This window comes from Nocardioides sp. zg-DK7169 (genome assembly GCF_013155365.1).
Taxonomy (GTDB): Bacteria; Actinomycetota; Actinomycetes; order Propionibacteriales; family Nocardioidaceae; genus Nocardioides.
Genome location: NZ_JABJRA010000001.1, coordinates 375745 through 394652, shown reverse-complemented (window position 1 = coordinate 394652; position 18908 = coordinate 375745). Strand labels below are relative to the sequence as shown.

The following is an 18908-nucleotide window of genomic DNA, read 5'->3' as shown; positions in this document are numbered from 1 at the left end:
GCGGCTCAGCGCCCCCTCAGCGCGTCCTCAGCGACGGCTGCGACCATGGCCCGCGTGAGAGACGTCGTGATCCTCGGTTCGACCGGTTCCATCGGCACCCAGGCGCTGGAGCTGGTGCGCGCCAACCCCGACCGGTTCCGGGTGGTCGCCCTGACCGCCGGAGGGTCCAACCCCCAGCTGTTCGAGGCCCAGGTGGCAGAGTTCGCGCCGGCGCTCTCGGGCCTGGGGGAGCAGGCCTCGGTCGAGGCCGCCGGCATGGCGTGCGACGTGGTGCTCAACGGCATCACCGGCGCGGTCGGCCTGCGTCCCACGCTGGCCGCGCTCGACGCCGGCAACACCCTCGCGCTGGCCAACAAGGAGTCGCTGATCATCGGCGGCCCGCTGGTGCGCGAGCGCGCCAAGCCCGGGCAGATCGTCCCCGTCGACAGCGAGCACAGCGCGATCGCGCAGAGCCTGCGCGCCGGCCGCGCCGAGGAGGTGCGCCGCCTGGTGCTGACCGCCAGCGGGGGACCGTTCCGCGGCCGCACCCGCGAGCAGCTGCTCGAGGTGACCCCCGCCCAGGCGCTGGCCCACCCCAACTTCGCGATGGGCACGGTGGTCACCACCAACTCCGCGACCCTGGTCAACAAGGGCCTGGAGGTCATCGAGGCCCACCTGCTCTTCGACGTGCCCTTCGACCGCATCGACGTCGTGGTCCACCCCCAGCAGCTGATCCACTCCATGGTCGAGTTCGTCGACGGCGCCGTGGTCGCCCAGATCGGGCTGCCCACGATGATGGTCCCGATCGCGATGGGCATGGCCTGGCCCGACCGGGTCCCCGACGCCGAGGCCGCGGTGGACTGGACCAAGGCCGCCGACTGGCGCTTCGAGCCGCTCGACGACGTGGCGTTCCCCGCCGTACGCCTGGCGCGGGAGGCGGGGCAGCGCGGGGCCACCGCGCCGGCGGTCTACAACGCCGCCAACGAGGTGTGCGTCGAGGCCTTCCACGCGGGCCGGATGCGCTTCGTCGACATCGTGCCCACGATCGAGGCCGTCCTGGGTGCGCACGACGTACGCTCGACGATGTCGCTCACCGTCGACGACGTGCTCGCCGCCGACTCCTGGGCGCGCGCAGAAGCCACCCGCACCATTGCCGAGGGACCCGCATGACCGTTCTGCTCTACATCGCCGGCGTGCTCATCTTCGTCGTCGCGATCCTGGCCTCGATCGGCCTGCACGAGCTGGGCCACATGATCCCGGCCAAGCGCTTCGGTGCGAAGGTCACGCAGTACTTCATCGGCTTCGGGCCCACGGTCTGGAGCAAGCAGGTCGGTGAGACCGAGTACGGCGTCAAGGCGATCCCGCTCGGCGGCTACGTCAAGATCGTCGGGATGCTGCCGCCGGGCGCCTCCGAGCTCGCCGAGTCCCAGCACCTCGACGAGCACGGCCAGCAGGTCACGGTCGTGCGCAAGTCCAACACCGGCATGTTCACCCAGCTGATCTCCGACGCCCGCGCGGCCGAGTGGGAGCTGGTCGGCCCCGAGGACCGCGACCGGCTGTTCTACCAGCTGCCGTCGTGGAAGAAGATCGTCGTGATGGCCGGCGGGCCGACGGTCAACATCCTGATCGCGTTCTTCCTCTTCTGGACCATCTTCGCCACCTACGGCACCCGCGAGGTCGTGCCCGACGAGGGCCGCCCGGTGCTGGAGACCGTCTCCCAGTGCGTCATCCCGTACGCCGACCTGCGCACCACCTGCGAGGCCGGCGACCCGCCCAGCCCGGCCTACGAGGCGGGCCTGCGCCCCGGCGACGAGATCGTCTCCTTCAACGGCACCCCGGTCACCGACTGGTCGCAGCTGCGCGAGCTGATCCGCGACAACGACGACGGCCAGGCGCGCATCACCTACCTGCGCGACGGCCAGGAGCTGAGCGGCACCACCAGCACCACCGTCGAGGCGCGCCCGGTCGACGACACCGGCGAGACCGTCCGCGAGGTCGGCTTCCTCGGCGTCACCCCGACCTCGCACGTGCAGGTCACCAAGGGCGGCCCGCTCTACACGCTGGACCAGATGGGCGACATGACCGTGCGCACGGTCGAGGCGCTGGCGACCCTGCCGGTCAAGGTCTGGGACGTCGGCCAGGCCATCCTCGGCCTCGAGGAGCGCGCCGCCGACAGCCCGGTGAGCATCGTGGGCGGCGGCCGGCTGGCCGGCGAGACGGTCTCGCACGAGGAGTTCCCGGTCCTCGAGAAGACGATGTTCGTGCTCAGCCTGATCGCGGGCTTCAACTTCTTCATCGGCATGTTCAACTTCGTGCCGCTGCTGCCCCTGGACGGCGGCCACATCGCCAGCGCGCTCTACGAGTGGGTGCGTCGCGGCCTCGCCCGGCTGCGCCGCCGGCCCGACCCCGGGTACGTCGACGCGGCGCGCCTGCTGCCGGTCGCGTACGTCGTGGGGCTGGCGATGCTCGTCATGGGTGTGGTGCTGATCATCGGTGACCTCGTCGTACCCCTGCGCCTGGGCGCCTGAGGCCAGGCACCCGCCGGTACTCTTGCGCCCATGAGCACCATCAGCCTCGGCATGCCCGCCGCCCCTCCGCCGGTGCTCGCACCGCGCCGGACCACCCGCCAGATCCAGGTCGGGACGGTCGGGGTGGGCAGCGAGCACCCCGTCTCGGTGCAGTCGATGACCACGACGCTGACCAGCGACGTGAACAGCACGCTGCAGCAGATCGCCGAGCTGACCGCCGCGGGCTGCGACATCGTGCGCGTCGCCTGCCCCAGCGCCGACGACGCCGCGGCGCTGCCCGCGATCGCGCGCAAGTCGCAGATCCCGGTGATCGCCGACATCCACTTCCAGCCGAAGTACGTCTTCGCCGCGATCGAGGCCGGCTGCGCCGCGGTGCGCGTCAACCCCGGCAACATCAAGAAGTTCGACGACCAGGTCAAGGAGATCGCCCAGGCGGCCAACGACCACGGCACGTCGATCCGGATCGGCGTCAACGCCGGCAGCCTCGACAAGCGGCTGCTGGAGAAGTACGGCAAGGCCACCCCCGAGGCGCTGGTCGAGTCCGCGATCTGGGAGGCGAGCCTGTTCGAGGAGCACGGCTTCCGCGACTTCAAGATCTCGGTCAAGCACAACGACCCCGTCGTGATGGTGCGCGCCTACGAGCTCCTCGCCGAGGCCGGCGACTGGCCGCTGCACCTCGGCGTCACCGAGGCCGGGCCGGCGTTCCAGGGCACCATCAAGTCCGCCACCGCGTTCGGCGCGCTGCTCAGCAAGGGCATCGGCGACACGATCCGGGTCTCCCTCTCGGCACCGCCGGTCGAGGAGGTCAAGGTCGGCATCCAGATCCTGCAGTCGCTCAACCTGCGCCCGCGCAAGCTCGAGATCGTCTCCTGCCCCTCCTGCGGGCGGGCCCAGGTCGACGTCTACACGCTGGCCGAGCAGGTCACCGCGGGCCTCGACGGCCTCGAGGTGCCGCTGCGGGTGGCCGTGATGGGCTGCGTCGTCAACGGTCCGGGGGAGGCCCGCGAGGCCGACCTCGGCGTGGCGTCGGGCAACGGCAAGGGACAGATCTTCGTCAAGGGCGAGGTCATCAAGACCGTGCCGGAGTCGAAGATCGTGGAGACCCTCATCGAGGAGGCCATGCGCATCGCGGAGGGCATGGAGGCCGTCGACGGTGCCGGCGCCGAGGTCACCGTCTCCTGAGACCAAGCGGGACTCGGCCGCCACACGGCCGGGTCCCGGTCGTAGGCTGCCCCCGTGCTGACGATGCAGCAGGGGATCCGCCCGCTGGGCGCGCCCGACCTGGACGCCTTCCTGGCCCTTGCTGCGCTCGACCCGGTCGTGAACGTCTTCGCCGACCACCGGGCCCGCACGACCCACCTGGAGCCGCGCTGGCTCGGCGGGGAGATGTGGGGCCGCTTCGTCGACGGCCGGCTGGTCGCGGCCTGCCACGTCGGCGCCAACCTGGTGCCGGTGGGCGCCACCGAGGAGGACGCCCGGCTCTTCGCCGAGCGCGCCCTGGAGCGGGGGCGCACGGTCTCCACCATCGTGGGCCCGCACGACGCCGTGCGCGCCTTCTGGGACGGCGTCGCCGACGTCTGGGAGGAGCCGCGCGAGGCGCGCTGGGAGCAGCCGCACCTGGAGCTGGCCGGCCCGCCGCTGGTGGAGCCGGACCCCGAGGTGCGGCGTACGACGCCCGCGGACCTCGACGAGCTCTACCCGGCCTGCGTGGCGATGTACACCGAGGAGGTCGGGGTCTCCCCGGAGGAGGGCGGCGGCGCCAGCCTCTACCGCGCCCGGGTGCAGCAGCTGATGAGCCGCGGCTGGTCCTTCGCCCGCTTCGACGAGCGCGGTCGGCTGGTGTTCAAGGCGGAGGTCGCCTGCGCCTCGCCGTACGCCGCCCAGATCCAGGGCGTGTGGGTGCCCCCGCACCGGCGCGGCGAGGGCCTGGCCACCCACGGCATGGCCGCGGTCGCGGAGATCGTGCGTCGCGAGATCGCTCCGGTGGCCTCGCTCTACGTCAACGACTGGAACCGCTCCGCACGCCACAGCTACGCCACGGCCGGCTTCGTGGAGACCGCCCGGTTCTCCACGATCATGTTCTGAGGCGACCCGCTCCGGACGCCCGGCACCGGCCTCCACGGTGACGCGGCCCTCGTCACAGGGGAACTGGTTCGAGGCGTCACAGGCCCCGGCCCTACCCTGATCCCATGATCTTGCGGATGTCGAGCCTGTTCGTGCGGACCCTGCGGGAGGATCCCGCGGACGCGGAGGTCCCGAGCCACCGGCTCCTCGTCCGGGCGGGCTACATCCGGCGCGCCGCGCCGGGCATCTACAGCTGGCTGCCGCTCGGCCTGCGCGTGCTGCGCAAGATCGAGGGCATCGTGCGCGAGGAGATGGACGCCATCGGCGCCCAGGAGGTCTCCTTCCCGGCCCTGCTGCCCCGGGAGCCCTACGAGGCCACGAACCGCTGGACCGAGTACGGCGACAACCTGTTCCGCCTCCAGGACCGCCGGGGCAACGACTACCTGCTCGGCCCCACCCATGAGGAGATGTTCACCCTCCTGGTCAAGGAGATGTACTCCTCCTACAAGGACCTGCCGCTCTCGATCTACCAGATCCAGCAGAAGTACCGCGACGAGGCGCGTCCGCGCGCCGGGCTGCTGCGCGGACGCGAGTTCACCATGAAGGACTCCTACTCCTTCGACGTGGACGAGGCCGGCCTGGAGCAGAGCTACCAGAACCACCGCGACGCCTACGTGCGGATCTTCGACCGCCTCGGCTTCGACTACGCCATCGTCAAGGCCACCGCAGGGGCGATGGGCGGGTCGCGCTCGGAGGAGTTCCTCGCCAAGGCCGCCGTCGGCGAGGACACCTACGTGCGCTGCACCAGCTGCGACTACGCCGCGAACGTCGAGGCGGTGCAGGTGCGCCCCGGGGTGCCCGTCGGCCACGACGACGCACCGGCCGCCCACGTGGAGGACACCCCGGCCACGCCGACCATCGACTCGCTGGTCGACCACCTCAACCACGCCTTCCCGCGCGCGGACCGCCCCTGGACGGCCGGCGACACGCTGAAGAACGTCCTGGTCGTGCTGCGCCACCCCGACGGCACCCGCGAGCCGCTCGCCATCGGCCTGCCCGGCGACCGCGAGGTCGACGCCAAGCGGCTCGAGGGCCAGCTCGAGCCGATCGAGGTCGAGCCCTTCGACGAGGCGGAGTTCGCCAAGCACCCGACCCTGGTCAAGGGCTACATCGGCCCCGGCGTGCTGGGGGAGGAGAACGCCTCCGGCATCCGCTACCTCGTCGACCCCCGCGTCGTCGAGGGCACCCGCTGGGTCACCGGCGCCGACCAGGACGGCCGGCACGTGATCGACCTGGTCGCGGGCCGCGACTTCACCCCCGACGGCACCATCGAGGCCGCCGACGTCCGTGACGGCGACGAGTGCCCCGCCTGCGCCGAGGGCGTCCTCGAGACCGCCCGCGGCATCGAGATGGGCCACATCTTCCAGCTCGGCCGCAAGTACGCCGAGGCGCTCGGCCTCGAGGTGCTCGACGAGAACGGCAAGCGGGTCACGGTCACGATGGGCTCCTACGGCATCGGCTGCACCCGCGCGGTCGCGGCCATCGCGGAGGGCACCCTCGACGAGCACGGCCTGAGCTGGCCGCGCAACGTCGCGCCCGCCGACGTGCACCTGGTGGCCGCCGGCAAGGACGAGGCCGTCTTCGCCGCCGCGGAGCGGATCGCGCACGAGCTGTCCTCGCAGGGCGTCGAGGTCCTCTACGACGACCGGGCCGGCAAGGTCAGCCCCGGCGTGAAGTTCAAGGACGCCGAGCTGATCGGCGTCCCGACCATCGTCGTGGTCGGCAAGAACCTGGCCCAGGACGGGACCGTCGAGGTGCGTGATCGGCGTACGGGGGACAAGGCGGCCGTCGCTGCCGACCACGTCGTCGACCACATCGTCCAGGTCGTCCGCCGCGTGCGGGCCTGAGCAGGAGCAGCAGGACAATGAGCAGGATCTCGGACCCCTTCCTCGCCTCGAAGGTGACGACCGCCGAAGCCGCCGCGGAGCTCATCGGCCCCGGCGACTCGGTCGGCATCAGCGGCTTCACCGGTGCCGGCTACCCGAAGGCGGTCCCGGCCGCCCTCGCGCGCCGCATCGAGGCCGCGCACGCCCGCGGCGAGGAGTTCACCGTCGGCCTGTGGTCGGGCGCCTCGACCGCGCCCGAGGTCGACGGCGTCCTCGCCGACGCCCACGGCCTGCACATGCGGGTGCCCTACAACTCCGACCCGTCGCTGCGCGCGCTGATCAACTCCGGGGAGGTCGACTACGTCGACTCCCACCTGAGCCACTCCGCGCAGCACATGTGGTTCGGCTTCTACGGCAACCTCGACGTCGCCGTGGTGGAGGTCGCCGCGATCCTGCCGAACGGCCTGCTGATCCCCGGCAGCTCGGTGGGCAACAACAAGACCTGGCTGGACCAGGCCGACAAGGTGATCCTCGAGGTCAACCACTGGCACCCGCGCGAGTACGAGGGCTTCCACGACATCTACTACGGCACGGCGCTGCCCCCGCACCGCTTCCCGCTGCAGATGACGCACTCCTTCCAGCGCCTCGGCGACCCCTACCTGCGGGTGGACCCCGCCAAGGTGGTCGCGGTCGTCGAGACCGACGCCCCGGACCGCAACACGCCCTTCAAGGCGCCCGACGCGGACTCCCAGGCGATGGCGGAGCTGCTGGTGGACTTCCTGCGCCACGAGGTCGCCCACGGGCGGATGCCCAAGGACCTGCTCCCGCTCCAGAGCGGGGTCGGCAACGTCGCCAACGCGGTCCTCGAGGGCCTGGTCGACAGCGAGTTCGAGAACCTCACCTCCTTCACCGAGGTGATCCAGGACGGCATGCTCGACCTGCTCGACTGCGGCAAGCTGCGCTCGGTCTCCGCGACCTCCTTCGGGCTCTCGCCCGAGGGCCAGGAGCGCTTCCTGGACAACATCGGCGCCTACAAGGGCCGGGTGCTGCTGCGCAGCGAGGAGATCTCCAACCACCCCGAGCTGGTGCGCCGCCTCGGCGTGGTCGCGATCAACGGGATGATCGAGGCCGACATCTACGGCAACGTGAACTCCACCCACGTGATGGGCTCGGGGATCATGAACGGCATCGGCGGCAGCGGCGACTTCGCCCGCAACGCCTTCCTGAACTTCTTCGTCTCCCCGTCGACGGCGAAGAACGGTGCGATCTCCTCGATCGTGCCGATGGCCAGCCACGTCGACCACACCGAGCACGACGTCCACGTGCTGGTGACCGAGCAGGGTCTCGCCGACCTGCGTGGTCTCTCGCCCAGCGCGCGCGCCGAGCGGATCATCGCCAACTGCGCGCACCCCAACTACCGCGACGCGCTCACCGACTACGTCGAGCGCGCCCGGGCGGCGCGCCCGACCGCGCAGCACACGCCGCACCTGCTCGACGAGGCGCTGTCGTGGCACAGCCGCTACCTCGCGACGGGGAAGATGTGAGCCGCCCGGTGAGCGGCATCGAGGCGGTCATCTTCGACTGGGGCGGCACCCTCACCCGGTGGCACGACGTCGACTTCCACGCCGAGTCCGTGGCGCTGGCCCAGGCGGTCATCACCACCCCGACCCCCGAGGACGACCACCACGCGCACGCCGCCAGGCTGCACCGGGCCGGCGACGTGATCTGGGGACGCAGCCGCGACCACCAGCAGAGCTCGACGATCGGTGACCTGTTCACCGAGGCCGGGCTCGACCACGACCCCGAGCTGCTGAGCGCGTACTACGCCTTCTGGGAGCCGCACACCGAGACCGACCCCGACGTGGAGCCGATGTGGGAGGCGCTGCGCGCCGAGGGCATCAAGGTCGGCGTGCTGTCCAACACCATCTGGCCGCGCGGGTGGCACGAGGGCTTCTTCGAGCGCGACGGGGTGCGCCACCTCATCGACGGCGACGTCTACACCAGCGAGATCCCCTGGACCAAGCCGTCCCCGCAGGCCTTCGCGGCCGCGATGGCGGCCGTCGGCGCCACCGACCCCGCCCGCTGCGTGTACGTCGGGGACCGGCTCTTCGACGACGTCTGGGGCGCGCAGAACGCCGGCCTGCGGGCCATCCACGTCCCGCACAGCAACATCCCCTCCGAGCAGGTCGGGCACACCGAGGGCACGCCGGACGCCGTGGTCTCCCGGCTCTCGGAGATCCCGGACGTCGTCCGCGCCTGGGCCTGAGCACGGCCCGGCGCGCCCGGCGCTCGCCGGCTGCTCCCTGCGGTGATGCGACTTCGTGCAATGCACGATCCTGAGGAGCCCGCGCGGCCCGCGCGAGGCGCGCGAACTGGCAGGCTTCGTCTTGAGGTCGCCGGCGGTCCCCCAATTCGGTCGGCGATCCGTGGACCGGTCACGGTCCCAGCAGCGGTCCGCGTGGTCCCGGCGCCGGGAGACATCTCGGGGGTCTCCCTGGCGAGGGCCACGCGGACCGCTCCATGTCCGGGCACCAGCAGCCCGACGCCGCCGGCCGAGGGGCCGTGGGCGACGCCGTGGCGCCTCCTCGGGCCGGTGCTGCCCGGGGAGCGCCCCGTCCCGACACCGACGATGCCGGCCGGCACCCACCCCGCGTGGGAGGCCGGCGCCGTCTACCGGGCCGGGGCCAAGGTGCTGCACCACCGCAGCGGCTACCCGGCCAAGTGGTGGACCCAGGGCGAGGCGCCGGACGGCGACTACCGGACCCCCTGGGACAACCCCTGGCGACTGCTCGACTGACCCGAGCGGGCCGATCAGTCCAGGCCGGGCAGCGTCTCGGGCCGGGCGCCGAAGGCGAGGCCGCGCACGGCGGCGTCGCTGAGGTCCACGATCGCGCGGGCGCGCCGCTCGCCGGTCGTGCTCGACACCACGAAGGCGTAGGTGCGGGCGGCGTCCTCCTCGAGCTCACGCGCGCGCTGGGTGACGACCGCCGGGTCGCCGAGCCGCTCGGGCAGGTCGTACGCCGCCTCCGGGCCGACCGGGGTGCCGCCGAGGTCGCGCACGTCCGCGATCGCGCGGTCGCGCCGGGCCCGGTGCTGGGTGTAGGCGTCGCCGAGCGCGGCGGCCAGCGCGGGCTGGGCGGTGCGGGAGGTCTGCGCGCCCAGCACGCCGTACACGTGGACGGCGGCGTGCTCCGCGGCGAGCGCCACCTGGAGCGCCTCGAGCTCGCTCATGCCGCACCCGCCCCCACGGACGATCCCGCGGACGAGCCGGAGGAGAGCTGCGCCAGCCGCTGGGCGACGGCGGCCGCCATCGAGGCCAGGGCGCCCGCGAGCGCGCCGCTGGACGCGCGTCCGGCCAGCTCGGCCAGGGTCGCGCGGTGTGCCTGCTCCTGCGCGACCAGCGCGCGACGACCCGGCCGCCCCACCCCGTCGGGGGCGCCCGGCACGTCAGCGCCGCCGGCGCCCTCGGAGCCGCTGGGGGAGCCGAGCGCACCGGCCCGGGTGCCGTCGGGGTCGAGGTCGGCGAGGTGGGCGCGGTGCAGCCGGTCCAGGTCGACGACCGCGCGCCGCAGCGCGGCATCGCCGCCGCGCACGGACTCCACGAGCGCGAGCGTGGCGACCAGGCTGGACACCGCCGCGTCGACCAGGCCCGTGTCGCCGGCGTCACCAGCGGCGTCGGGCTCCTGGGCAGGGGCGTTGCCCACCGGGTCCGGCACGGGACGCGGGTCGAGGTCGTCGAGGTCGCAGCCGGTGGTGACCAGCACGCCGGCGGTCAGGCCGACGAGGGTCGCGCGCCGGGTGGCGACGAGGCGGGCAGGCACGGCGTGACCCTATCCCTGCCCGGCCGCAGGGCCTCCTCAGGCCGCTCGCCGTGAGTGGTCCCGGGGCCGCCAGCGGTTATCGTGTGCGTAGACATGGCGCGCGCCAGCGCGCACAACAGAACAGGGAGGCCGAGAACCGTGAGCACAGCCAGGCAGGACGAGGTCCGGGCCAGGATCGAGACCGAGCTCGCGGAGCCGCTCGCAGCCCTCGGGCTCGACGTCGAGGCGGTGGAGCTGACTCCCGCCGGGAAGCGCCGGGTCCTGCGCATCGCCGTCGACAAGGACGGCGGGGTCACCCTCGACGACGTCGCCGACGCCACCGGAGCCATCAACCGGGTGCTCGACGACTCCGACGTGCTCGGCGAGCAGCCCTACACCCTCGAGGTCACCTCGCGCGGTGTCGACCGGCCGCTGACGCTGCCGCGCCACTGGCGCCGCAACGCCGACCGGCTCGTGCGCGTCACGTTCGAGGACGGCTCCACGGTGACGGGGCGGATCGGCGGCTCCGACGAGACGTCGGTGACCCTCGACGTCGACGGGACCACCCAGCAGGTCGCCTACGCCGACGTCGTCAAGGCGCTCGTGCAGATCGAGTTCAACCGGAAGAGCGAGGAGTCCTGATGGACATCGACCTGAGCATCCTGCGGATGCTGGAGCGCGAGAAGGAGATCTCCTTCGACGTCCTCGTCGAGGCGATCGAGCAGGCCATGCTCACGGCGTACCAGAAGACCCCGGGCGCGCAGCAGCACGCGCGGGTCGTCCTGGACCGCCGCAGCGGCCACGTGAGCGTCCTCGTCCGGGAGACCGACGACGAGGGCAACCTCATCGGCGACGAGTACGACGACACCCCGCAGGGCTTCGGCCGGATCGCCGCGACGACCGCGAAGCAGATCATGCTCCAGCGCCTGCGCGACGCCGAGGACGACATCCGCTACGGGGAGTTCGCCGGCAAGGAGGGCGACATCGTCTCGGGCGTGATCCAGCAGGGTCGCAACCCCGACGACGTGATGGTCGACCTCGGCAAGCTCGAGGCACTGCTGCCGGTCAGCGAGCGCGTCCCGGGGGAGACCTACGCCCACGGCACCCGCATCAAGTGCCTGGTGATCTCGGTGCGCAAGGGGATGCGCGGCCCGCAGATCACGCTGTCGCGCTCGCACCCCAACCTGGTCAAGAAGCTCTTCGCCCTCGAGGTGCCCGAGATCGCCGACGGCACCGTCGAGATCGCGGCCATCGCGCGTGAGGCCGGCCACCGCTCCAAGATCGCGGTCCACTCCACGGTGCCCGGCGTCAACGCCAAGGGCGCCTGCATCGGACCGCTGGGCCAGCGGGTGCGCAACGTGATGGCCGAGCTCAACGGCGAGAAGATCGACATCGTCGACTGGTCCACGGACCCCTCGGTGCTCGTCGCCAGCGCGCTGTCGCCGGCGCGGGTCAGCTCGGTGGAGATCGTCGACGCCGCCGCCCGCTCGGCGCGCGTCGTCGTCCCGGACTTCCAGCTCTCCCTCGCCATCGGCAAGGAGGGCCAGAACGCCCGCCTCGCCGCGCGGCTGACCGGCTGGCGCATCGACATCCGTTCCGACGAGGAGGCCCCGGCCTCCTGACCGGGCATCCGGCAGGCCCGTGCGGGACGCGGTGTGGCGCAGCTCACCCGCGTTCCGCCCGGCCCTCCCGGACGCCGAGGCGTCCCGGTTCGGAAACCGGCGCCGTTGAGGGTAGTCTTCTCGTTCAGTGGCTCGACAACGCAATGCTCCCGCACGCCCGGACCTCCCATCCCTCACCGGACCGGTCCGGACCTGTGTGGGGTGTCGCGTCCGGGCCACGAAGCGCGAGTTGTTGCGGGTGACCGCCGGCTCGGACGCAGACGGCCGACCGGCCGTCGTGCCCGATCCATCGGCCACCTCGCCCGGACGTGGAGCGCATCTGCACCCCACGACCGAGTGCTACGAGCTCGCGGTGCGACGTAGGGCCTTTCCACGTGCACTGCGGATCACCGCAGGCGCAGGGGGACTCTCCACCGCGCCGCTGGGCGAGTACGTCGGCCAGCGTGACCACCAGGCATGAAGAAACCGACCAGAAACTGGAGCAGCAGCTCATGAGCACTCGATGAGTACTTCCCGATGAGTTCGCCCCACCACTAACGCCTCTCGAGCAACACCCGGAACCGGGTCGAGGGGCACGAAGGAGAAACGTGGCCAAGACCCGAGTTCACGAACTCGCCAAAGAGTTCGGTGTCGAGAGCAAGTTCGTTCTCGAGAAGTTCAAGGAGATGGGGGAGTTCGTCAAGTCGGCGAGCTCCACTGTCGAGCTGCCCGCCGAGATGCGCTTCCGCAAGGAGTACGGCGACAAGCTGAAGGCTCCCCAGGCTGGCCAGGCTGGTCAGGGTGGCCAGGGAAGCAACGCCGCTCCGGCGAGCGCCCCCGTGCCGACCGCGCCGAAGCCCGGCCCGAAGCCCTCGAAGCCGGCTCCCAAGCCTGCCGAGGCCCCCGCCGCGCCGGCCGCCCCCGTCGCCGAGCCCGCAGCCCCGGCCCCCGTGGCCGAGGCCCCGCAGGCCCCCGCCGCCGAGGCCGCTCCCGCCGCGCCTGCTGCTGCCCCGGCTCCCGCCGCGGCCGAGCAGCCTGCCGCCCGGGCCCCGCGCCCCGGTCCGAAGCCGGGCCCCAAGCCCGCGCCCAAGCCCGCCCCGGCCGAGCCCCAGGCTCCTGCCGCCGCCGCTCCGGCGCCGGCTGCCCCCAAGCCCGCCCCGAAGGCCCCCGGTGGCCCCAAGGCGCCGTCCCCGGGCCCGCGCCCGGTCGGTCGCCCCGGTGCCCCGCGCCCCGGCAACAACCCGTTCGCCTCCAGCCAGGGCATGGGCCGTCGGCCCTCCGCCCCGCGTGACGGTGGCGCCCCCGGCGCCCCCGCCGCAGGTGGCGGCGGCGACCAGCAGCGTCCGCCGCGGCCCCCGGCCGCGCGTGACGGCGGCGCTCCGGGTCGTCCCGGCATGCCGCGTCCGAACCCGGCGATGATGCCGAAGTCCCCTGCCGCCTTCGCCGGTGGCCGTGGCGCTCCGGGTCGTCCCGGTGCCCCGGGCCGCGGTGGCGCCCCCGGTCGTCCCGGTGCTCCGGGCCGCGGTGGCCCCGGTGGCGCTCCCGGTCGTCCCGGCGGCGGTGGCTTCGGTCCCGCCGGCGGCGGTCGTCCCGGTGGTGGCCGTCCCGGCCAGCGTGGCCAGACCCAGGGTGCCTTCGGTCGCCCCGGTGGCCCCTCGCGCCGTGGTCGCAAGTCGAAGCGGGCGCGTCGCCAGGAGTTCGAGGCCATGGAGGCCCCGACGATCGGCGGCATGCGCGTCCGCAAGGGCAACGGCGAGACCGTTCGCCTGGCCCGTGGCGCCTCGCTCACCGACTTCGCCGAGAAGATCAACGTCGACGCCGCCCAGCTGGTGCAGATGCTGTTCGGCCTGGGCGAGATGGTGACCGCGACCGAGTCGGTCAACGACGCCACGCTCGAGCTGCTCGGCGAGGAGCTCAACTACGTCGTGCAGGTCGTGTCCCCGGAGGACGAGGACCGCGAGCTGCTCGAGTCCTTCGACATCGAGTTCGGTGAGGACGAGGGCGACGAGGCAGACCTCGTCGTGCGTCCCCCGGTCGTCACCGTCATGGGTCACGTCGACCACGGCAAGACCAAGCTCCTCGACGCGCTGCGCAACGCCAACGTCGTCGCCAAGGAGGCCGGTGGCATCACGCAGCACATCGGTGCCTACCAGGTGCAGACGGAGGTGGACGGCCAGGAGCGCCGCATCACCTTCATCGACACCCCCGGTCACGAGGCGTTCACCGCCATGCGTGCCCGTGGTGCGCAGGCCACCGACATCGCGATCCTCGTGGTCGCGGCCGACGACGGCGTCATGCCGCAGACGGTCGAGGCGCTCAACCACGCCAAGGCCGCCGGCGTCCCGATCGTGGTCGCGGTCAACAAGATCGACAAGCCGGAGTCGGACCCGACCAAGGTCCGTGGCCAGCTGACCGAGTACGGCCTGGTCCCCGAGGAGTACGGCGGCGACGCGATGTTCGTCGACGTGTCGGCGAAGTCGGGGCTCAACCTCGACAAGCTGCTCGAGGCCGTCGTCCTCACGGCCGACGCGTCCCTGGACCTGCGGGCCAACCCGACCCAGGACGCCCAGGGCCTCGTCGTCGAGGCGCACCTGGACCGCGGTCGCGGTCCGGTCGCCACGGTGCTGGTCCAGCGCGGCACGCTGCGCGTCGGCGACTCGATCGTCGCCGGCCCGGCCCACGGCCGTGTCCGGGCGATGCTCGACGAGTTCGGCAACGAGCTCACGCAGGCCGACCCGTCGCGTCCCGCGATGGTGCTGGGTCTGTCCTCGGTGCCGGGTGCCGGTCAGAACTTCCTCGTGGTCGAGGACGACCGGATGGCGCGTCAGATCGCTGAGAAGCGTGAGGCTCGTGAGCGTGCGGCCATGCAGGCCAAGCGTCGCGTCCGCCGCACCCTCGAGGACTTCATGGCCTCCATGGAGAAGGGCGAGAGCCAGGAGCTCAACCTCATCCTCAAGGGCGACGTGTCCGGCTCGGTCGAGGCGCTGGAGGACTCGCTGTCGCAGATCGACGTCGGCGACGAGGTCACCCTGCGCGTCATCGACCGCGGTGTCGGTGCGATCACGGAGACCAACGTCGACCTGGCCGCCGCCTCCGACGCCATCATCATCGGCTTCAACGTCCGGCCCCAGGGCAAGGCGACCGAGATGGCGGACAAGGAAGGCGTCGAGATCCGCTACTACTCGGTCATCTACCAGGCGATCGAGGAGATCGAGGCGGCCCTCAAGGGCATGCTCAAGCCGGAGTACGAGGAGAGGACCCTCGGCCAGGCCGAGATCCGCGCGATCTTCCGCTCCTCCAAGATCGGCAACATCGCGGGCTGCATGGTCACCAGTGGCCTGCTGCGCCGCAACGCGAAGGTCCGGGTCATCCGCGACGGCAACGTCATCGCGGACAACCTCGACCTGGCCTCGCTCAAGCGCGAGCGCGACGACGCATCCGAGGTCCGCGAGGGCTTCGAGTGTGGTCTGGTCCTGAAGAACTTCCAGGACATCAAGGAGGGCGACGTCATCGAGGCGTTCGAGATGCGGGAGATCCCCCGCAGCTGATCCCTGTCATCGAGTCGGCGCCACTCCCCGCGGGGGGTGGCGCCGACTCGGCAGTTTCGGGACCGTCGGTACCGCGCCACCTGGTGCGGAGGAGTAGGAAGACACCATGAGCAACCCCCGTGTGCGCAAGATCGCCGATCGGATCCAGGTCATCGTCGCCGAGATGCTCGAGCGCCGGATCAAGGACCCGCGGCTCGGCTTCGTCACCGTCACCGACGTCCGGGTGACCGGCGACTCCCAGCAGGCGACCGTGTTCTACACCGTCCTGGGCGATGAGGAGGAGATGGCCGGCACCGCCGCCGCGCTGGAGTCGGCCAGGGGCCTGCTGCGCTCCGAGGTCGCCAAGCAGCTGCAGATGCGCACCGCGCCGACCCTGTCGTTCGTGCACGACGCGCTGCCCGAGACCGCCCGCCAGCTCGACGAGGTGCTCGCCCGCGCGCGCCAGTCCGACGAGCAGGTCGCGGCCGCCCGTGAGGGCGCGACGTACGCCGCCGGCGAGGACCCGTACAAGAAGCCGCGCGTCGAGGGCGACGACGAGGAGTCCGAGGACGACGAGGACACGGTGGCGCGCGAGCGCGCCGACGAGGAGTGAGTGCCGAGTCCGGTCTCGCCGGGCTGGTCGTCGTCGACAAGCCCGGCGGCATGACCTCGCACGACGTCGTCGCGCGGGTACGCCGGCTGGCCGGCACCCGCAAGGTGGGCCACGCCGGAACGCTGGACCCGATGGCCACCGGCGTGCTGGTGCTCGGCATCAACCGGGCCACCCGGCTGCTGGGGCACCTGATGCTCACCGAGAAGGGCTACGAGGCCACCGTCCGCCTGGGCGTGGCGACCAGCACCGACGACGCCGAGGGCGAGGTGCTGGCCACCACCCCGGCCGCGCACCTCGACGAGGCGGCGGTCCGGGCGGCGTTCGCCACCCAGGTCGGTGACCTCGAGCAGGTGCCGACAGCGGTCTCGGCGATCAAGGTCGACGGCAAGCGCGCCTACCAGCGGGTCCGCGACGGCGAGCAGGTCGAGCTGAAGGCGCGCCCGGTGACGGTCCACGAGCTCACCGTCTCCGACGTGCGCACGGTCGGCGAGCACGTGGACGTCGACGTCTCGCTGCGCTGCTCCAGCGGCACCTACGTGCGGGCGATCGCCCGTGACGTGGGCGTCGCCCTCGGGGTCGGCGGCCACCTCACGGCGCTGCGGCGTACGGCGGTGGGCCCCTACGACCTCACGGTGGCGCACACGCTCGAGGAGCTGACCGACTCCTTCACGATGCTCCCGATCGCCGAGGCGGCCCGGGCGGCCTTCCCCGCGGTGGAGCTCGACGAGTCCGCCGCCGGCGACGTCCGGGTCGGCCGTGCCCTGGACCTGGAGCTGGACGCGCTGAGCGCGGTGTTCGCGCCCGACGGGGAGTTCCTGGCGCTCTACGAGCCGCGCGAGGGCCGGGCGCGCGCGGTCGCGGTGTTCGTGTGACCCACGGCGCACCCCGGGTGACCGGGCCGGGACCGATCCGCCCGCAGCCCGCAAGTAGGGTTCTGCGTGTGGAGATCTGGCGTTCGCTCGACGACGTACCGGCCGACCTGGGCCGCACCTCGGTCGTCATCGGCAACTTCGACGGCGTGCACCTGGGGCACCGTCAGGTCCTCGCGCGAGCGAGGGCGATCGCGGACGCGCAGGGGCTGACCCTGGTCGCGGTGACCTTCGACCCGCACCCGATGGCCGTCCTGCGCCCCGAGCACGCGCCCACCACGCTGACCACCATGGAGGCCCGCGCCGAGCTGCTCGGCGAGGCCGGCGCCGACGCGGTGCTCGCGGTGCCCTTCGACGACGACGTCGCGGCCTGGTCCCCGGAGGAGTTCGTGCAGCGCGTCCTGGTCGACGCCCTCGGTGCCGCCGCGGTCGTGGTCGGCGCCAACTTCCGCTTCGGCAGCCGCGCCAGCGGCGACGTGGCCACGCTGCGCGAGGCGGGGGAGCGCCACGGGTTCACCGCCGAGGGCATCCCGCTCGACGGGGGCCCGATGGTGTGGTCCTCCACCTACGTCCGCACCTGCCTGGCCGCCGGCGACGTCGCCGGCGCCGCCGAGGCGCTGGGCCGCCCCTACGCCGTGCGCGGCGCGGTCGTGCGCGGCGACCAGCGCGGACGCGAGCTGGGATACCCGACCGCCAACGTCCCCACCGACGGGATGACGGCCGCCCCCTCCGACGGCGTCTACGCCGGGTGGCTGCGCCGCCTCGACACCGGCGAGCGCTTCCCGGCCGCGATCTCGGTGGGCACCAACCCGACCTTCGACGGCGTCCGCGCCCGTCGGGTGGAGAGCTACGTGCTCGACCGCACCGACCTGGAGCTGTACGGCGTGGAGGTCGAGGTCTCCTTCGTGGAGCGGCTGCGCGGCATGGTGGCCTTCGACTCCGTCGACGCGCTGATCGTCCAGATGGACGACGACGTGCGCCGGGCGCGCGAGCTGCTCGTCCCGTGAGGCAGGGGGCGGCGCCGCCACGTGACCTGCTCGCAGCGACCGACGCGTGGTTCCTGACCCACGGCCTCGCCTACTTCGTCCCCGAGGAGCGCGCCGCGGCCAGCGCCGCCCTGCGCGGACGCCGCACCCTGCCGCTGGCGGTGCTGATCGGCGTCCTGGCCGCCGGCACCGGGGCCGCCCTGGCCTGGGTGAGCGGCCAGCCGAGCGTCGCGCCCGCGCTGATGATCTCCGCCGCGATGGTGGCGGTGCTGCTCTACGCGCTCACCGCACTGCGCGCCGCCCCGATCGTGCGCTGGGCGCTGGGACGCACCTTCGGCAGCCTGCGCACGCTGCTGCCGATGATGAGCCGCGCGCTGCCGCTCCTGCTGCTCTTCGTCACCTTCTTGTTCATCAACGCCGAGGTCTGGCAGGTCGCCGCCGACCTGCCCACCGGCACGCTGTGGCTGACCGCGCTGCTCTTCGTGCTGCTGGCCACCGGCTTCCTGCTGGTGCGCCTGCCCGAGGAGGTCGACAAGGTCGACGACGAGGTGGACGCGGAGTTCCTGCGCCGCACCACCGCGGGCACGCCGGTCGCCGAGGCTGCGCGCGCGCTGCTGGCCGACGAGGGCGGGCAGCCCGGCCTCGCGTCGTACGCCGAGGTGCGCGGCTTCGAGCGCTGGAACCTGGTCCTGGTGCTGGTGGTGATCCAGGCCGTGCAGGTCGCGGTGCTGAGCGTGGGCGTCTTCGTGTTCTTCCTGGCCTTCGGCGGCCTGGTCATGGACCTCGACGTGCAGTCGTCGTGGACGGCGATCCCACCGCACGACATCCACTCGCTGCCGGCGCTGTCGCAGCTGAGCATGCCGCTGGTGCAGGTCTCGGTGTTCCTGGCCTCCTTCTCGGCGCTCTACCTCACGGTCTCGACGGTCACCGACGAGACCTACCGGGTGCAGTTCTTCGGCTCGGTGATGCGCGAGCTCGAGCGAGCGGTGGGCGTGCGGGCCGTCTACCTCGCGCTGCGCGACCGGAGCAGCACCCCTTCCTAAGTTGAGTCATTT

Annotated in this window: 18 protein-coding genes; 16 read left to right on the top strand and 2 right to left on the bottom strand. The window is 72.5% G+C overall.

Annotation, left to right across the window (positions count from 1 at the left end):
• The first annotated feature begins 45 nt into the window (after nt 1–45).
• The 8 genes from dxr (at nt 46) to HOQ23_RS01845 (ending at nt 9254) form a co-directional block, all read left to right on the top strand.
• Nucleotides 46–1149, top strand: a complete 1104-nt coding sequence (dxr, locus tag HOQ23_RS01880) for a 1-deoxy-D-xylulose-5-phosphate reductoisomerase (protein WP_172211292.1) — start codon at nt 46–48, stop codon at nt 1147–1149.
• Entirely contained in the window at nt 1146–2507 is a 1362-nt protein-coding gene (locus HOQ23_RS01875) for an RIP metalloprotease (RefSeq protein ID WP_172211290.1), read from the top strand. Before dxr ends, HOQ23_RS01875 begins: the two co-directional genes overlap by 4 nt.
• Nucleotides 2508–2537: 30 nt before the next feature.
• Nucleotides 2538–3689, top strand: a complete 1152-nt coding sequence (gene ispG, locus HOQ23_RS01870; protein ID WP_172211288.1) for a flavodoxin-dependent (E)-4-hydroxy-3-methylbut-2-enyl-diphosphate synthase — start codon at nt 2538–2540, stop codon at nt 3687–3689.
• A 63-nt stretch (nt 3690–3752) separates the two neighbouring features.
• Nucleotides 3753–4592 (top strand): DUF4081 domain-containing GNAT family N-acetyltransferase, encoded by an 840-nt coding sequence (locus HOQ23_RS01865; RefSeq protein ID WP_216653517.1) that lies wholly within the window; start codon nt 3753–3755, stop codon nt 4590–4592.
• A gap of 104 nt (nt 4593–4696) precedes the next feature.
• A complete protein-coding gene (locus HOQ23_RS01860) occupies nt 4697–6478 on the top strand; it encodes a proline--tRNA ligase (protein ID WP_172211284.1) in 1782 nt (593 codons plus the stop codon).
• A gap of 17 nt (nt 6479–6495) precedes the next feature.
• Nucleotides 6496–8001 (top strand): acetyl-CoA hydrolase/transferase family protein, encoded by a 1506-nt coding sequence (locus tag HOQ23_RS20695; protein ID WP_172211282.1) that lies wholly within the window; start codon nt 6496–6498, stop codon nt 7999–8001.
• Nucleotides 7998–8723: an HAD family hydrolase gene (locus HOQ23_RS01850; RefSeq protein WP_172211280.1), complete on the top strand. Its 726-nt coding sequence runs from the start codon at nt 7998–8000 to the stop codon at nt 8721–8723. The genes HOQ23_RS20695 and HOQ23_RS01850 overlap by 4 nt, the downstream gene beginning before the upstream one ends.
• 327 nt (nt 8724–9050) lie before the next feature.
• Nucleotides 9051–9254, top strand: coding sequence for a carbohydrate-binding protein (locus HOQ23_RS01845; RefSeq protein WP_172211278.1), 204 nt, complete (start codon nt 9051–9053; stop codon nt 9252–9254).
• Nucleotides 9255–9268: 14 nt separating this feature from the next.
• Here the strand turns inward: HOQ23_RS01845 and HOQ23_RS01840 are convergent, their stop codons facing one another.
• Entirely contained in the window at nt 9269–9688 is a 420-nt protein-coding gene (locus HOQ23_RS01840; protein WP_172211276.1) for a ferritin-like domain-containing protein, read from the bottom strand.
• Nucleotides 9685–10278 carry a hypothetical protein gene (locus HOQ23_RS01835; RefSeq protein ID WP_172211274.1) on the bottom strand — a complete coding sequence of 198 codons (594 nt, stop codon included), beginning with the start codon at nt 10276–10278 and terminating at the stop codon, nt 9685–9687. Before HOQ23_RS01835 ends, HOQ23_RS01840 begins: the two co-directional genes overlap by 4 nt.
• Before the next feature lie 138 nt (nt 10279–10416).
• Between HOQ23_RS01835 and rimP the strand changes: the two genes are divergently transcribed.
• From rimP to HOQ23_RS01795, 8 genes are all read left to right on the top strand, one after another.
• On the top strand, nt 10417–10899 hold the full coding sequence (rimP, locus tag HOQ23_RS01830; RefSeq protein ID WP_367650324.1) for a ribosome maturation factor RimP: 483 nt from the start codon (nt 10417–10419) through the stop codon (nt 10897–10899).
• The gene (gene nusA, locus HOQ23_RS01825) at nt 10899–11879 is read left to right on the top strand and encodes a transcription termination factor NusA (RefSeq protein WP_172211269.1); all 981 of its coding nucleotides are present in this window, start codon (nt 10899–10901) and stop codon (nt 11877–11879) included. The genes rimP and nusA overlap by 1 nt, the downstream gene beginning before the upstream one ends.
• 127 nt (nt 11880–12006) lie before the next feature.
• Nucleotides 12007–12339 carry a YlxR family protein gene (locus tag HOQ23_RS01820; RefSeq protein ID WP_172211267.1) on the top strand — a complete coding sequence of 111 codons (333 nt, stop codon included), beginning with the start codon at nt 12007–12009 and terminating at the stop codon, nt 12337–12339.
• Nucleotides 12340–12466: 127 nt separating this feature from the next.
• Nucleotides 12467–15406, top strand: a complete 2940-nt coding sequence (gene infB / locus HOQ23_RS21100) for a translation initiation factor IF-2 (RefSeq protein ID WP_172211265.1) — start codon at nt 12467–12469, stop codon at nt 15404–15406.
• 106 nt (nt 15407–15512) lie between these two features.
• Complete coding sequence (gene rbfA / locus HOQ23_RS01810) at nt 15513–15998, top strand: 30S ribosome-binding factor RbfA (protein ID WP_172211263.1); 486 nt, start codon at nt 15513–15515, stop codon at nt 15996–15998.
• Nucleotides 15995–16870 (top strand): tRNA pseudouridine(55) synthase TruB, encoded by an 876-nt coding sequence (gene truB / locus HOQ23_RS01805; RefSeq protein WP_172211261.1) that lies wholly within the window; start codon nt 15995–15997, stop codon nt 16868–16870. The genes rbfA and truB overlap by 4 nt, the downstream gene beginning before the upstream one ends.
• A gap of 68 nt (nt 16871–16938) precedes the next feature.
• On the top strand, nt 16939–17874 hold the full coding sequence (locus HOQ23_RS01800) for a bifunctional riboflavin kinase/FAD synthetase (protein WP_172211259.1): 936 nt from the start codon (nt 16939–16941) through the stop codon (nt 17872–17874).
• Entirely contained in the window at nt 17871–18896 is a 1026-nt protein-coding gene (locus HOQ23_RS01795) for a hypothetical protein (protein WP_172211257.1), read from the top strand. The genes HOQ23_RS01800 and HOQ23_RS01795 overlap by 4 nt, the downstream gene beginning before the upstream one ends.
• The last annotated feature ends 12 nt before the right edge of the window (nt 18897–18908 follow it).